The 14830-nt window shown below is 66.9% G+C and carries 10 protein-coding genes; 5 read left to right on the top strand and 5 right to left on the bottom strand.

Annotated features, from left to right (window positions below; all coding sequences use genetic code 11):
- Positions 1 to 75: 75 nt before the first annotated feature.
- Positions 76 to 3378 carry a protein kinase gene (locus AB0L60_RS32965; RefSeq protein WP_364622110.1) on the bottom strand — a complete coding sequence of 1101 codons (3303 nt, stop codon included), beginning with the start codon at positions 3376 to 3378 and terminating at the stop codon, positions 76 to 78.
- A gap of 387 nt (positions 3379 to 3765) precedes the next feature.
- Positions 3766 to 4395 carry a TetR/AcrR family transcriptional regulator gene (locus AB0L60_RS32960; protein ID WP_364622107.1) on the bottom strand — a complete coding sequence of 210 codons (630 nt, stop codon included), beginning with the start codon at positions 4393 to 4395 and terminating at the stop codon, positions 3766 to 3768.
- 57 nt (positions 4396 to 4452) lie between these two features.
- Between AB0L60_RS32960 and AB0L60_RS32955 the strand changes: the two genes are divergently transcribed.
- From AB0L60_RS32955 to AB0L60_RS32940, 4 genes are all read left to right on the top strand, one after another.
- The gene (locus AB0L60_RS32955; RefSeq protein ID WP_364622105.1) at positions 4453 to 6840 is read left to right on the top strand and encodes an alpha-L-rhamnosidase N-terminal domain-containing protein; all 2388 of its coding nucleotides are present in this window, start codon (positions 4453 to 4455) and stop codon (positions 6838 to 6840) included.
- Positions 6841 to 6858: 18 nt separating this feature from the next.
- A complete protein-coding gene (locus tag AB0L60_RS32950; protein WP_364622102.1) occupies positions 6859 to 8127 on the top strand; it encodes a DUF3089 domain-containing protein in 1269 nt (422 codons plus the stop codon).
- Positions 8124 to 9359, top strand: a complete 1236-nt coding sequence (locus tag AB0L60_RS32945; RefSeq protein ID WP_364622099.1) for an MFS transporter — start codon at positions 8124 to 8126, stop codon at positions 9357 to 9359. The genes AB0L60_RS32950 and AB0L60_RS32945 overlap by 4 nt, the downstream gene beginning before the upstream one ends.
- Before the next feature lie 282 nt (positions 9360 to 9641).
- Positions 9642 to 10319 carry a hypothetical protein gene (locus tag AB0L60_RS32940; protein ID WP_364622097.1) on the top strand — a complete coding sequence of 226 codons (678 nt, stop codon included), beginning with the start codon at positions 9642 to 9644 and terminating at the stop codon, positions 10317 to 10319.
- Positions 10320 to 10477: 158 nt separating this feature from the next.
- Here AB0L60_RS32940 and AB0L60_RS32935 read toward each other — a convergent pair whose 3' ends face one another.
- The 3 genes from AB0L60_RS32935 to AB0L60_RS32925 all read right to left on the bottom strand — a co-directional run bounded on the left by AB0L60_RS32935 (position 10478) and on the right by AB0L60_RS32925 (position 13493).
- The gene (locus AB0L60_RS32935) at positions 10478 to 10795 is read right to left on the bottom strand and encodes an EthD family reductase (RefSeq protein ID WP_364622094.1); all 318 of its coding nucleotides are present in this window, start codon (positions 10793 to 10795) and stop codon (positions 10478 to 10480) included.
- Positions 10792 to 12804 (bottom strand): phenylacetic acid degradation bifunctional protein PaaZ, encoded by a 2013-nt coding sequence (gene paaZ, locus AB0L60_RS32930; RefSeq protein ID WP_364622091.1) that lies wholly within the window; start codon positions 12802 to 12804, stop codon positions 10792 to 10794. Before paaZ ends, AB0L60_RS32935 begins: the two co-directional genes overlap by 4 nt.
- Positions 12805 to 12884: 80 nt before the next feature.
- Positions 12885 to 13493, bottom strand: coding sequence for a TetR/AcrR family transcriptional regulator (locus AB0L60_RS32925; protein ID WP_364622088.1), 609 nt, complete (start codon positions 13491 to 13493; stop codon positions 12885 to 12887).
- 108 nt (positions 13494 to 13601) lie between these two features.
- On the opposite strand from AB0L60_RS32925, the gene AB0L60_RS32920 reads away from it, so the two are divergent.
- The gene (locus AB0L60_RS32920) at positions 13602 to 14819 is read left to right on the top strand and encodes a thiolase family protein (protein ID WP_364622085.1); all 1218 of its coding nucleotides are present in this window, start codon (positions 13602 to 13604) and stop codon (positions 14817 to 14819) included.
- Positions 14820 to 14830: the final 11 nt, after the last annotated feature.

The raw sequence follows: 14830 nt of genomic DNA, 5'->3' as shown, positions 1-14830 counted from the left end.
GATCCGTTGGGGGAGCTGGATCGATACCCGATTGCCCGACTCTGCGCCGCCAAGTCTCCCGTCCGCCGAGGCGGTTCAGTCGTTGACAGGAGGTCGATGATTCTGTTGTTCGGCGTCTGTGGCGATCCAGGCTGCGATCTGCGCGCGGGAGGTGAATCCGAGTTTGGTCAGGATGTGTTCCACGTGCCCCTGTGCGGTGCGTTGGGAGATCACCAGTTTGGCGGCGATCTGCTTGTTGGTGAAGCCTTGGGCGACGAGGTCTGCGACCTGCCGCTCACGCTTGGTCAGCTCGGCAAAGGGACCCGACGTGAGTTTCGTGTCGGTGGGCTGCTCGCCGAGGGCGTAGGCCACGGCTGCATCCATGTCCATCGCTTGGCCGTGCTGGAAGGCCGATTCGAATCTGCGTGCCCCGAGGGCGGATTGCATCAGCCGGATACATTCGTCGTGATGCTGCCGCATTGTTGGGACGATGCTCGAAATGATCCCCGCCGACCGGTCTACTTCGTGCGCGGCTCCCGTGAGCACTGCCGCACGCTCGACGTCGCCGTCGGCGCAGGCCGTCCACGCCAGCGACTCGAGACTCGCTGCGGCGACAACTGGGCTGTGCATTCGCTGGTTGACGCGCAGTGCATTCGCGAGCAGCTCAGTTGCCCGAGACCGTTCACCTTGCTGCCAGGCGGCAACGCCGATGCCCCACAAGGCCGTCGACTGGAAGAGTAGTTCGCCGCACGTTTGGGTGATGGAAAGCACTTGTCGGTGATACTCGATCGCCCGTTGTGTGTCGCCGGCGAGTTCGTGTGCCCAACCGAGCAGGGTCAGAGCAGCAAGATAGAGATATCCTCGCGGATTCGGGTTGAGCAGTTCGACAGCGCGTTCGAGGGATGAGGTTGCGCGGGCAATCTCACCGCGGTAGAGCGCCACGGCGCCGTCGGCGTGGGCGATCAGCGCTTGGGTCATCGGGGTGGCGTCCTGTTCGGCAAGCGCGAGTCCCTGTTCCACCAGGGTCGTCGCTGCTGGCAAATCGCCCTGCATCGCCGCCAGGCAGCAGCCTGCATAGAGCGCTCTGACACGGTCGGGTATGGCTTGCCGGGCAGGGTGGTTCAGGACCCGGTCGATCCAGCGCCGAGCTTCGCCGTATAGACCTGGGAAAATCCAGAACATATATAGTGCGGCGGCGGTCTGTAGCCCGGCTTCCGCTGCTTCCTCGGAGTTTTCCGCCAGGCAGTGTTCGAGCGCGTCGCGTAGATTCGGTAGTTCGCGGTCGAGCCTGGCGAACCAGTACGGCTGCCGGTCGCTGATCCACCCCGCCTCCGCCTCCAGCGCCAGCCGTTGATACCAGTCGCGGTGCTTGCTTCGTACCAGCTGATCCTCACCGGACTCACGTAGTTTTTGCCGACCGAAATCCTGGACCGTCTCGAGCATTCGGAATCGCACCACGCCGTGGGATTCGTCTCGGATCAGGATCGACTTGTCCACGAGTGCGGACAGCACATCGAGAGGGCTGTCCGGTGCCAGGTCGGTGCCGCAGATTTGTTCGGCGGCATCGAGTTCGAAGCCTCCAGTGAACACTGATAGCCGCGCCCACAACCGTTGTTCGGCCGAGGTGCACAGCTGGTAGCTCCAGTCGATGGACCATCGCAGGGTCTGTTGGCGTGTGGGTGCGGTGCGACTGCCGCGCGTCAGTAGGGCAAAGCGGTCATCTAGGCGTTGCAGGATCTGTTCAGGGGACATTGCCCGCATCCGGGCTGCGGCGAGCTCGATCGCCAGTGGTAGTCCATCCAGCCGGGCGCAGATGCGGGCGATGGTGTCCTTGTTGTCGTCGGTGAGTTCGAAACTTGGCACGACTGCGGTCGCGCGGTCGGCGAGCAAGGTGACCGCATCGTAGCGGGGTAGTCCGCGCAGCGGCGTTTCCTGTTTCGGGTTCGGCACGGTCAGCGGTGGCACCCGCAGTACCGACTCTCCGGCTATATCGAGCGGTTCGCGGCTTGTGGTCAGGATTCGCAGATGTGGACAGGCCTGAAGCCAGGTTTCGACCGACTCGGCCACGGCCGCGACCAGTTGTTCGCAGTTGTCCAGGACCAGCAGCGAGTTGCGTGCGGACAGGAAGTCGACCACAACCTGCGGTAGCGGTCGTGCTGAATCATCGCGCAGTCCGAGGGTGGCTGCAATCACGCCGACGAGCAGTGATGGGTCGGAGATGTCGGCCAGTTCGACCAGCCATATCCCATCGGGAAACTCCCGACGCGCGGTCGACGCGGCTCGCAGCGCCAGCCGGGTTTTGCCGATCCCGCCGATCCCGGTCAACGTCACCAGCCGGGCCGAGGACAGCAGATTCTTCAGCTCCGCCAACTCGGCGCGGCGGTTGACGAAACTGGTCAACTCCAAGGGCAGCAGGCCCGCGGTGCGACGACCCACCTCCGCCGTCTGCGGACGCCACCCCGGGGTGGCGGGTTTACGGTCCCGGAGCTCGCGGTCGGGTCCGTCGTGTAATGCCATCTCATCGACGGTGAATCCATGGTTGCGCTGTGCTTGCCGGAGTGCTTCCCCCAGCGCGGTCGACGAGGGCCGCTGGTGCGGGTCACGGTTCATCGCCGTCGAAACGATCGTGGAAATGTCGGCAGCGATGCCGTGCTCGTGCAGGTCCGGCACCGGCTGGGTGGTGATCCGCAGGAACTGAGCCACCACGTTCTCTCCGCTACGCCGTTCGAACGCCGCATGCCCGGTCAACGCACAGAACAAAGTGGCGCCCAACCCATACACGTCCGCAGCCGGCGTGGGAGCCTCGCCTTCCAACACCTCCGGGGCGGTGAACGCTGGGGATCCAGTCAGGGTACCCGAGGTGGTCTGGAATCCGCCGGTGATGCGCGCGATTCCGAAGTCTGTCAGCGCGGGCTCGCCGTAATCGGTGAGAAGGATGTTGCCCGGTTTCACGTCTCGATGCAGGATGCCCAGGCGGTGCACGGTCTCCAGCGCCCCCGCGATCTTCACCCCGATCCACAACACGGTCTCCACCGGGAGTCGACCCTGCCCACGGATCCGGGTATCCAGGGAGCCCAACGGGTGATACGGCATCACCAGATACGGCCGTCCACTCGCGGTGGTGCCCGCCTGCAATATCGTGACGATATTCGGATGACCAGTCAGCCGACCCATAGCCCGCTGCTCCCGGAAGAAACGCACCCGACTGGTGGTGTCCAGCTCGGCGGTCAGCACCTTCACTGCCACAGTCCGGTCCAGCTCGGTCTGGGTACAGCGGTAGACCACCCCAAAACCGCCCCGCCCGATCTCCTCGGCATCCTCGAACCCGGCCGCGGCCAATTCCTCTGCGACCGGCACTGACACTTCACGGGCTGTGCGGAACGGATCCCGCTCATACATCGGCTGCCCATATCCGCCGGGTGTACCCGGCACCTAGCAACATGAGTTAACTCTTTGGTAACGGACAGCGTATCCCCACCGAACAACGGCCACCAGAAGTGTGGTGGCAGCGGTAGATCCGATCTCAGTGTTGGGTAGTTACCGTCGCCACGGGTCAGGAGGGCTGCTTCGAGAGAAGCTCTGCGGTGAACTGCTGAACATCCTGCAACGATCGATCCGAATCGTTGTCGGAGACCGGCGGATTCGGCCCGGAGTTGTCTGCGCCATCCGATGGCCCCGCCCATCACCGGCTGTTGTGGCATCTCGGCCGGATACTGGACTAAGCGACCAGCCCGGGCTGATCGCCTCGCCGTGGTTTCAGGGCCTCGAATGAGGTTGCGCTACCGGCTAATTGACTGTGAGGGTGCGGATCAGGTCGCGGGTGAAGGAGTCGGTGACGGCTTGCAGGTCGATCGAGTCGGGGTCGAGTAGCCATTGGGTATTGACGCCCTCGATGAAGGCGACTATTTCGATCGCTTTGAGCGTGGGGTCGATGGTGGGGGAGAAGTCGCCGGTGTGCTGGCCCTGTTCGACAAGTGCGGCGACGACGGCGCGCAGGTTGCGGTAGCGCTGGACGAAGTGGTCGTGGGCCAGGTCGCCGGGGTTCAGGTTCTCGGCGAGTAGGACCGCGAACAGGCGCGCCAGGTTGGGGTCGGCGATATTGCGGCGGGCGAAGTCGGGCAGTTTGTCCAAGGCGCGGACGCCGCCCAGGGCGGCGAGTTCCTCGGCGAATCGGAGGCTTTCGTCGTCGCGGGCGTCGATCACCGCGTGCAGCAGGCCGACCTTGCTGCCGAAGTAATAGAGCAGGGCCTGCTGCGTGACGCCGACTCGGGTGGCCACGTCGGCGATGCTGGTGTCGCGGTAGCCGCGCTCGGCGAAAAGGGTGGCCGCGGCTTGGATCAGCTCTTCGCGGCGGGAGCGGCCGTCGGCGCGCTCCTTGCGGCCTCGTCGGCGTGGCGCTGTCGGCTGCGGTTTCATGGGTTCTTCTTACAACACCCTCTTGAGTTTTACCGAGTGGTAAGTAAAACTCTGGGTGTGGCGACCACGCGAGATAGTTGGATCGGACAGTGGATCTGGTCCGATCGCCCGGCGCTGGGCGGACCCAGTCAGGCGCAGCCGTACGGATCCCTGGACCCGAGTCGCTTCGACCAGCGGGTGCTGTTCCGGCGGGGCTTCGAGCTGGCGAGCGTGCCCGCCCGGGCCACGGTGCGAATCACCGCCGATTCCCGGTATCGGTTGTACGTCAACGGAATCGACCTCGGTGCGGGGCCGGTGCGGCACGGGCCGCGCCAGTTGTGCTTCGACGAATACGACATTCGGCACACACTGCGCGAGGGTGGCAACACGGTCGCGGTACTCGCCCGTTTCTACGGTCATCCGGTGCCGTGGTGGGAGCCGTCGCCGCCGAGCTTCACCATCGGTGGCGGCGGCCTGGTGGCGGAGGTCCAACTCGGCGAGGAGATCATCGGGACCGACCCCTCGTGGCGGTTCGCGACCGGCGACGCCTGGCGTCCCGGTCACCCGCCGGGCATGCTGCTGACCCAGCTGCCCGAGAACCTTGATGCCCGTCTACTGGAACCGCGTTGGACAGCAACGGATTTCGATGACTCGTCCTGGTCGTCTGCGCGTGTGCTGGCCGAGTCCTCGGTGGTCGGCCCGCGCGGTGGGACGCGGCCGCCCACTGAACCGTGGGGCGTCCTGCGGCCCAGGCCCATTCCGGCCCTGACCGGTGAAATCCACACCGCGACAGTCATGGACAAAAGGGCGGCCCCGCCTTCCGGCGATGATCCACGCGCCGCCCTGGCCGCCGCCCTGGGCGGGGCGGGCGGCGATCGCGCGCTGCTGATCGCCGATTTCGCGATGATCGTCAGCGGCAGGCTGGAACTGCATTTCGAGGCGGCCCGCGGGCAGGTCATCGACGGCGCTCTGGTCGAGGTGCCCACAGTGGCGGCGCTCGACAGTGCGCCGGTATTCCGGTACGTGGCCCGCGGCTCGGCTGACACCTATCTTTCGGCTGACTCGGTCGGCGGACGCTACCTCGTGCTCGCGCTGGAGGACGCGACGACGCCGGTCTCGCTCCGGATTCGTGAACTACTGCGCCCTCGGGACCCGGTCGCCCCGTTCGACTCCAGCGACCCACGTCTCGACGCCGTCTACCGCACGGGTCTGCGCACCGTGGACCTGACCTCCCACGATGCCTACATCGACTGCCCGACAAGGGAACAGCGGTCCTGGACCGGGGACGCCGTGGTGCATCAGTCCGTCGATCTGATCGCAAACCAGGATTGGCGGCTGGCTCGATGGAACCCGCAGCTGGCGGCGCAGCCGCGCGCAGACGGTTTGCTGCCCATGGTGGTAGCCGGTGATTTCGCGACCACGCAGGTTCCGACGATTCCGGACTGGTCGCTGCACTGGATTCGCTCCGTGCACAACCTGTTTCGCTACACCGGCGATCGAGAACTGGTCGGCGGTCTGTTGCCCACCGCCGAAGGAATCCTGCGCTATTTCGAGCCCTATCGCGGTCCTGCCGGTCTCGTGGAGAAGGTGCCCGGGTGGGTCCTCATCGACTGGTCGCCGGTGCAGGTATCTGGCGCGAGCGCGGCACTGAATGCCCTGCTGGCACGCGGATTACGGGATTTCGCCGAGATGGCGCGCTGGGTCGGTGATCATGGCCGGGCCACCTGGGCGGCCGCCTTCTACGATCGCTTGCTCGGCGGGTTCGAGTCCTTCTGGGACCCGGGGCGATTCGCCTATCGCGACAATCTGGCTGATGGCCGCCGTGGCACATCGGTGAGCGAGCATGTCGCGGCCGCGGCGGTCTGCGCGGATCTCGTCCCGCCCGAACGCAAGCCGGAGATCTTGCGGCTGCTGCTGGATCGATCGGCCATGTTCACCGCCAGCCCACTGGCCGATCACGGTGGCGACGCGTTGGGACCGAGCGCCGGTCAGCCGGTGTCCGTGCGACCCGAACCCGATTGGGACACCGAGCGTTCGGTGGTCGGGGCGCAGCCGTTCTTCCGCTATGTCGTGCACGACGCCATCGCACGATTGGGTGCGGCCGAACGGATCGCGGAACTGTGCCTGGACTGGGATCGCCTGCGCGCCGATGCCCCGACCGCGTTCCGGGAGTGCTGGGAAGGCGGATCCTACTGTCACGGCTGGTCGGCCACGCCCACCCGGGATCTGGTCTGCTACACCCTCGGCATCACCCCGGCCGAACCCGGATTCACGCGGGTCCGCATCGCGCCGCGCCCCGGCGTGCTGACCGCGGCAGCGGGCGCCGCGCCCACGCCGTACGGCGTCGTGTCGGTGGAGATCGACGGCAACCGCGTCGTGGTCGACTCGCCGGTTCCGGTGGAGATCGTCGACACGTCGGGTACGGCGACCCCGCACGCTGCCGGAAAGTTCACCGCACACTTCTGAAATCTTCTGGAGTATTCGATGAAGCACGTGATCCGCATGATCACGGCGGCCGCGGTTGCGGTCGGCTCGGTATCGGGGATGGCCGTGGCCGCCCCACCCGACACCACGATCGGGACGGTTTGGTTGTGCAAACCCGGCATGGCAGTCGATCCCTGCGATCAGGATGCCGACGGCAGGCCCGGGGCCCAGCCCCGGCTGGCACGCTATCCGGATGGTAGCCGAGCCGCACTATCCGTCACCACTGTCGGTCACAGTGACCTCGGTGACGAAACCGCCACCGCCTCAGCACTTCCGGGCGTGGACTGCTTCTACGTCTATCCCACGGTGGACCTGGTGCCCAACCCCGTGACCGGAGACCGGCCGCAGCCTCGGGCCGAGGAGCTCGCGGTGTTGCTCGCACAGGTGGGGCCGCTGCTCGGTCACTGCCGCATGTTCGCCCCGCTGTACCGCCAGGACACCCTGCCGCAGCTGGCTCAGCATGAGGTCACCGGCTCCGACGGCTACGCCGGACCAGGATTCGCCGACGTGCTCGCGGCGTGGGACGACTACTGGGCCCACGACAATGTCGGGCCGGGCGGCGACCGGCGCGGGGTGATCATGCTCGGCCATTCGCAAGGCAGCGTGGCGCTGGAACAGTTGATTCGCGAGCGGATCGACGGGCGGCCCGACACCACTGCACAACTGGTCAGCGCGGTGCTACTGGGCGGAAAGGTGCAGGTGCCCGACGATCGTCCGACGGGCGGCGGCGCGGACCCGGACTCCACCTTCCAGCACCTGCCGCTGTGCGGCGCGAGCGCACCCGTTCCGGCCGGATGCGTCATCGCCTATTCCGCTTACGCTGCGGGGCATGAGCCGGGGTCGAAGAGCCTGGCCTGGAGCGCGGCCCCCGCCCATCGCATCGCCTGCGTCGATCCGGCCGCGCTGCGCCACGCCGCCGATCCGGCCGCGCGCACCCCACTCGATACGGTCATGCCGACCCGGAATCTGCTGCAGGGCACCGATATCGCGCCCGCCGGGCACCTGACGGCGGTGCTCCGCGACTACCGGTTGCCGAGCACCGCAACGGGTTTCACCCGCTATCCCGGCCTGCTGACGTCCACCTGCCGCTACGGTCCAGGCCGCGACGGTTCAGCCGCGTGGCTGGAGATCGGCGGCGATCTCGATGCCGTTCTGGGTACTTCCGGCGACACGCAACTCGGCCTGCACGTGGCCGATTACAGTGTCGCGCTGGGTGATCTGGCAGCCGTCCTGGATCGGCAGTCCGCTACCTGGCTCGCTCGCCGATGACCGCGACCACCGGTCACGCCGTCGTGGCGCGGCCCTGGTCGCTGGCGACCTTGGCGGGCATGGCGTCCTATCTGGACGCCGGCACCATCATCGCCGTGTCCGCGGCGCTTTCGCATTGGCAGTCGAGCTTTCGAATGTCGGAGTGGCGGTTGGGCTTTCTTTCCGCCGTGCTGACCGTCTGTATCGGTCTCGGATCCATCGCCGGCGGGCGGATCGGCGACCGCTACGGCCGCAAACGGGTCTACGCCGTGGACCTGTTGGCGTATATCGCCGGGCTGCTGTGGCTGGTGCTGGCTGTCCACCCGGTCATGTTGTTCGTCGGCGTGGTGATCGTGGGCCTGGCCATCGGCGCCGACGTGCCGGCGGCGCTGGCGCTGGTCGGTGAAAATGCTCCGGCGTCGGAGCGGGGGCGGCTGGTGACTTTCACTCAATTCCTCTGGGCACTGGGACCTTTGGTCGTAGTCGGGCTGGAATTGTCCGGTTCCCGGCTCGGTGATCAGCTGCCGCGCGCGATCTTCGCGCACCTGCTGGCGCTCGCGCTGATCACTTGGCTGCTGCGGCGGCGCATGGTCGAATCCCTGCGTTGGCATCCGTCGGACAGCACCCCCCGGGAGCTGCTCGCGCCAAATCTGAGGCGCGGCAGTTTCTTTTTGCTCGTCTTCTATGTCAGCGTCACCCTCGGCACGAATTTCTACGGGTCCTTCGGCCTCTACGCACTCGAGACCGTGGGCCATCTCGACTCGTCCCGAGCGCTGGGGGCCTCGCTGCTGGTGATCCCGCTCATCGCGGTCACGGTGCTGGCGATGATGCCGCTGATGGACACCCGAGCTCGGACAACGGTTTTCGTCGCGGGCGCGGTCACGCAAACCTTATCCTGGGCTGCACTGCTCGTAGTCGACACCAGCGCACCCATGCTCGTCGCCGCGTTCATCGCATACGGCATCGGCAACACCCTGGCCGGTGAGGTGCACTACAAGCTGTGGTGCCAGGAGAGTTTCCCGACGCGATTGCGCAGCACAGCGATCGGCCTCAGCTTCGGTCTCGCGCGCATCTCCTCCGCCGTGATGCTGGTCTTCGTGCCGACCCTGCTGCACCGCGGCTTCACGGTCCTGGTGGCCATTATGGTGGTCGTCACCGCGATGTCCGGCCTCGTGGGTGTGACCTTTCGCCCGCGCGGCCGGGGCGAGAGCATCGAATCCATCGACGCCCGTCTTGAATCCGCCGCTCCGTAACCGAATCTTCCTCCGGACTGGGCGGGCTGCCACTGTCGGCTGTCCGGCAGTGTGGCTCGCAGCTCGCCGGGTGGCCGGACGGGTACCTCGCAGCCCGGGGGAGCGGGTTCGAGACCCGCGTTTTCGTGCAAGTGTTCAGGCAGCTCCCGCGCTGGATTCGCCGCCCTGGAGGACCTTGAATTTTACCTAGTGGTAAGTAAAACTCATGTGCGAGCGCAGGTTTCGTGACCGAGTCCGCTCGCGCTCATCCGAATCCACAATCATTGAGCAAGAAGGCTTTTCATGACCAGCTCGTCCGATCATCAGGCGCCGCAGGGCTATGGGCCTGCGACGCAGCAGCCCGTCACCGGCTATCCGCCCCCGTGGCCGCCGCAGCCACCCAGGCGACACCGGAGGTGGCTGGGTGCGGTCGGGGGTCTGGTCGGCTTGGCGCTGTCGATTACCGTCGTGTACGGCTGGCAGCACGTCACCGATCATGGCCGTGTTCGAGACAGTGGCCGTGATCCGCTGCGGAAGGTGTCCGCCGGTGACTGTGTGAAGGTCAGCGGCGGGCCCGCCATGGTCGACGTGACGACGGTGTCCTGTGACGACCCGACGACGATCTACCGCGTCGGCGTGGTGCTGAAGGATCCGGGCGGCGGCTCGTGTCCCGGTACCGATTACGACACCGTGCGCTCTATCGGCGGCATGCGCAACACCACTTTGTGCCTGGAATTGCAGGTGCGCGAGGGTGAATGCGTGGCCCAGAACAGCATCGACAACTCGGCGCAGCCGGTCGACTGCGGCACTGCCGCGGCGCAGAATGGGCACCAGGCGCAACTGACCTATTTCAAGATCGGCCGAATCATCAAGGGCTCCACCGACCCCACCGCGTGCGGCGACGCGACCGACGCCCACAACGCGGTCGTCTACCCGAAACCCGATCCGACGATTCTGTGCCTGGTCGATCCCGGCGAGTGAATCGCGGTAGCGGACGGGCGCCCGGTACTTGGAGTAACCGGGCGCCGGTGCGTCGGTTGGAAATCAGTGGGTCACCACCGGTTTCATCGGTGTGTCGAGCAGGGCATCGGCTGGGTGCAGGACAATGCTCTGCTCCTGCCCACCGCGTGGGGTGCGGATCAGGGAGCCAGTCCTGATTGCGCGGATTGGGTGAACATGGTGACACCGCCGGTGGCGAAGTTCCGGACATCGCGGCCGGCCGCCTTCATTTCGGTTGAGGCCAATGCCTGATCGAGTGCCTCGGCCGTCGGGAAGTCCAGGCTCGCAACCATGTAGTACGGCGGTTCGCCGCTACCGAGCGCGGAGCAGAGGCCCCAGGTGAATGCGGAGAGTCCGGGGATCTTCCGAGCCAGCGGGACATGGGTTTCGGCGTAGTACGCGTCGAAGGCCGCGGGATCCGCCGGGCGGCCGTAGCAGATGGCGATGCGGTAGATCATGACTTCGCCACCAGGGTGAGTACGTCGTAGGTCGCGACTGGTTCGGCATTCTGATTCGTCACCACGGTGTCCCAGCGGACTTCACCGTAGTCGGCGGTGGCTCGGGGCGTGATGGCCTTCGCGGTGAGGGTCACGGTGAGGATGTCGTCGACCTTGACGGGGGTGAGGAATCGGAGGTTGTCGACCCCGAAATTGGCGAGGACGGGGCCCGGTGCGGGGTCCACGAACAGCCCGGCCGCCAGGGACACGACCAGATAGCCGTGGGCGACGATCCCGCCGAAGAGTGGATTGGCCGCTGCGGCAACGGGATCGGTGTGGGCGTAGAACGTGTCGCCGGTGAACTCCGCGAAGTGCGCGATGTCCGTGCCCGTGACCTGCCGCGGACCGCCCACGATGGTGTCACCGATGGCCAACTCCGCCAGGCTCTTCCGGAACGGATGCACCGCGCCGGCGTGCCGGGCGGCGCCGCTGACCCACTGTCCGGTGATGGCGGAGAGCTTGTCCGGCGACGCCTGAACGGCCGTGCGCTGCATGTGATGGAGTACGCCGCGGATACCGCCCAGCTCTTCGCCGCCCCCGGCCCGGCCGGGTCCTCCGTGCACGAGCACCGGCAGCGGGGAACCGTGGCCGGTCGACTCCTTCGCATCCTCGGTGTCGAGAACCAGGACACGGCCGTGGAATGGAGCCAGTCCCAGCACGATCTCCCGGGCGAGCGCCGCGTCGGCGGTGACCAGGGAGGCGACCAGACTGCCTTGCCCGCGGGCCGCCAGGTCGATCACCTCGGCGGCATCGCGATAGCCGATGATCGTCGCTACCGGACCGAACGGCTCGATCTCGTGTGGTTCGGCGGCCGTATTGTCCGTGCAGCGCAACAGGATAGGCGACAGGAACGCGCCCGGTCCCTCCGGCGCCTGAGCTCGGCCGACCACGATATCGCTGCTGGCGGTGAGGGCCTGGACGGCCTTCAACACTTCATCGCGCTGCTGCACGCTGGCCAGCGCGCCCATGGTGACGCCTTCGTCCCCGGGCGCGCCCACCACAACCTTGCTCAACCGCTCCCGGGCCGCGTCGATCACCGCGTCGACCATGTCCTCCGGAACGAACGCACGCCGGATGGCCGTGCACTTCTGCCCCGCCTTCGCGGTCATCTCCGTAACCAATTGGCGCACATACAGATCGAATTCCGCAGTGCCGGGCTCCACGTCGGTGCCGAGGATCGAGGCGTTGAGCGAATCGGCCTCCGCCGTGAAACGTGTGCCGTGGTGCACGAGCGCCGGGTGCGAGCGCAGTAGCGCGGCGGTCTGCGCGGAACCGGTGAACAGCAGCGAGTCCTGGCCACCCAGCTGATCCAACAGGTCGCCGGTGCCACCGCATACCAGCTGCACCGAACCTTCTGGCAGCAGACCGGATTCGATGATGTGGCGGAAAACGACCTCGGTCAGATACGCCGTCTGCGACGCGGGCTTCACGATGCTCGGTACACCCGCGATGAACGCCGGAGCCAGCTTCTCGAGGAAACCCCACACCGGGAAATTGAAAGCATTGATCTGCACCGCCACGCCCGGGCGGGTGGTGAAGACGTGCTGGGCGACGAAGGTTCCGCGCTTGCCGAGCCGTTCCACCCCGCCGTCGAGATGCACGGTGCCATTGGGCAATTCACGCTTGGCTCGACTGGCGTAGCTGAGCAGGGTGCCCGCGCCGCCATCGATGTCGATCGCCGAGTCCCGGTCGGTCGCACCGGTGGCCCGCGACACCGCGTAGAACTCGTCCTTGCACGCCAGGATGGACTGCCCGAGCGCCTTCAGCTGCCCCGCGCGCTCGTGGAAGGTCAGCCGCGCCAGCGCGGGCCCCCCGACCGAGTGCGCGTGGTGCACCGCCGCGGCGAAGTCGACTCCGGTCGAGGAGACCCGCGCGATCTCGGTGCCGTCCACGGCGCTGAGGATCGACTGGCCCGCATCCGGCGGAGTGTGCCACCGCCCGCTCACATAACTCTGCAACAACCTGCTCACAACAACTCCTATCTACCGTCCATTCGGTCGGTAATTACGATCGCGCGCGGCCCTTGCCCGTGTCAAGGAACCGCGACCGGTCAGTGCGTGCGCAGGCCCTCGAACGTCATGTGGACCACGGCGTCGGCGAGTTGATCGATGGAGGTGCCCCCGCGCGGGCTGTACCACTCGATGAGGGAGTTGACCATGCCGAAAAGCAGGCGGCTGATCAGCGCGGGGTCGATGTCCGGGCGCAGATCGCCCTCGGAAACGGCCTCGGCGACCAGTTGCGCGACCACATCGTCGAATTCGCGGCGGCGGGCGAGGGCGCGGCGTTCGACGGGGCTGTTGCCACGAACACGCAGCAGCAATGTCACATACGGCAGCTCGGTGGCGAGCACGTGGACGCTGCGGCGCACCAGGTGCTCGAGCCGGTCGACGTACGGGCCCGAGGTGACCTCGGGTTCGGTGGTGACCGCGAACAGCCCGTTGAGTGCGCGGCCGAGCGCCAGCTCCAGCAGCTCTTCCTTGCCGGAGACATGGTGGTAGATGGACGATTTCGTGATTCCGAGCCGCTGCGCCAGGGTCTCCATGCTGGTGCCGTCGTAGCCCTTCTCGTTGAAAACCTTGACGGCGACCGACAGCAGGGAGTCGAGGTCGTAGCCGGGCCGGCCGGGGCCGGACCTGCGGGTGACGCGCGGAGAAGCCATCCGCCCATCTTCTCAGTGCCCGGCGTGGATTTCGCGGAGACCCGCGGCCGAGGCTTGATTACCGACCGAACATTCGGTAATTATGGAGGCGAGGACAGGAGTGTGAGGATGCGCGAGGTCTTTCTGGTGGACGGGGCGCGAACGCCCCAGGGCCGCTACGGCGGCGCACTGGCCGAAGTCCGGCCCGATGACATGGCGGCGCTGGTGATCCGGGAAGCGGTGCGCCGGGCCGCGATCCCCGATGACGCAGTGGACGAGGTGATCCTGGGCGCGGCCAATCAGTCCGGCGAGGACAACCGCAATGTCGCCCGCATGGCGGCGCTGCTGGCCGGGCTGCCGGATTCGGTGACGGGATTCACGGTCAACCGGTTGTGCGCGAGCGGATTGACAGCCGTCGCGACCGCCGCCGCCATGATTCGCGGCGGCGACGCCGATCTGGTCGTGGCGGGCGGCGCCGAATCGATGACGCGAGCGCCGTGGGTGGTCGCCAAACCCGGTGTGGCATGGGCCAAGCCGGGGGAGCTGACCGACACCGCGCTCGGATGGCGTTTCACCAATGAGCGTTTCGCGCGAGCGGATGCGGCTGTGCTCGGCAGCGGCCCGGAGGTACGCAAGGTGACATTGGCGATGGGGGAGACCGCCGAAGAGGTGGCTGTCGCCGAGGGCATTTCCCGTACAGAGAGCGACGAATTCGCACTGCGCAGCCAGCGGCGCGCTGCTGCGGCCATCGATGCCGGACGTTTCGTGGCGGAGATCGTTCCCGTCCCGGTCCGCGGTGGTGAGGTGAGCACCGACGAGGTCCCGCGGCGCGACACGACCCTCGAAAAGCTCGTGGGCTTGCGTCCGGTGTTCCGTCCTGGGGGCATTGTCACCGCGGGGTCGTCGTCGCCATTGTCCGACGGGGCGGCCGCGCTGGTCGTGGCCAGTGCAGAGGCGGTACGCCGGCACGGTCTGAGGGTGCGTGCCCGGATCGTCGCCGCGGCGAATGCCGGTGTGCCGCCCAATGTCATGGGATTGGGTCCGGTACCGGCCACCCGCAAAGTCCTCGGCCGCGCCGGGTGGGGGATCGGTGATCTCGGAGCGGTCGAGCTGAACGAAGCCTTCGCCGCCCAGGCGCTGGGCGTGATGCGGCAGTTGAAGCTGGACGAAGAGATCGTCAACGCCGATGGCGGCGCCATCGCGCTGGGACATCCGCTCGGATCCTCCGGTGCGCGAATCCTGTTGACGCTATTGGGGCGTATGGAGCGCGAAGGCGCGCGCCGTGGACTCGCGACCCTCTGCGTGGGTGTCGGACAGGGTGTGGCGATGCTGGTGGAGGCCCCGTGAGCCGCCTGTTC

This window comes from Nocardia sp. NPDC051981 (assembly GCF_040680715.1).
Classification (GTDB): Bacteria; Actinomycetota; Actinomycetes; order Mycobacteriales; family Mycobacteriaceae; genus Nocardia.
Note: the sequence above shows the minus strand (reverse complement) of the source record. Positions and strands in the feature narration are given on the sequence as shown.

Excerpts from the sequence above, each read along its gene's own strand:
- AB0L60_RS32965 (WP_364622110.1), bottom strand. The coding sequence starts at position 3,378 with ATGTATGAGCGGGATCCGTTCCGCACAGCCCGTGAAGTGTCAGTGCCG.
- AB0L60_RS32960 (WP_364622107.1), bottom strand. The coding sequence starts at position 4,395 with ATGAAACCGCAGCCGACAGCGCCACGCCGACGAGGCCGCAAGGAGCGC.
- AB0L60_RS32950 (WP_364622102.1), top strand. The coding sequence starts at position 6,859 with ATGAAGCACGTGATCCGCATGATCACGGCGGCCGCGGTTGCGGTCGGC.
- AB0L60_RS32945 (WP_364622099.1), top strand. The coding sequence starts at position 8,124 with ATGACCGCGACCACCGGTCACGCCGTCGTGGCGCGGCCCTGGTCGCTG.
- AB0L60_RS32940 (WP_364622097.1), top strand. The coding sequence starts at position 9,642 with ATGACCAGCTCGTCCGATCATCAGGCGCCGCAGGGCTATGGGCCTGCG.
- AB0L60_RS32935 (WP_364622094.1), bottom strand. The coding sequence starts at position 10,795 with ATGATCTACCGCATCGCCATCTGCTACGGCCGCCCGGCGGATCCCGCG.
- AB0L60_RS32925 (WP_364622088.1), bottom strand. The coding sequence starts at position 13,493 with ATGGCTTCTCCGCGCGTCACCCGCAGGTCCGGCCCCGGCCGGCCCGGC.
- AB0L60_RS32920 (WP_364622085.1), top strand. The coding sequence starts at position 13,602 with ATGCGCGAGGTCTTTCTGGTGGACGGGGCGCGAACGCCCCAGGGCCGC.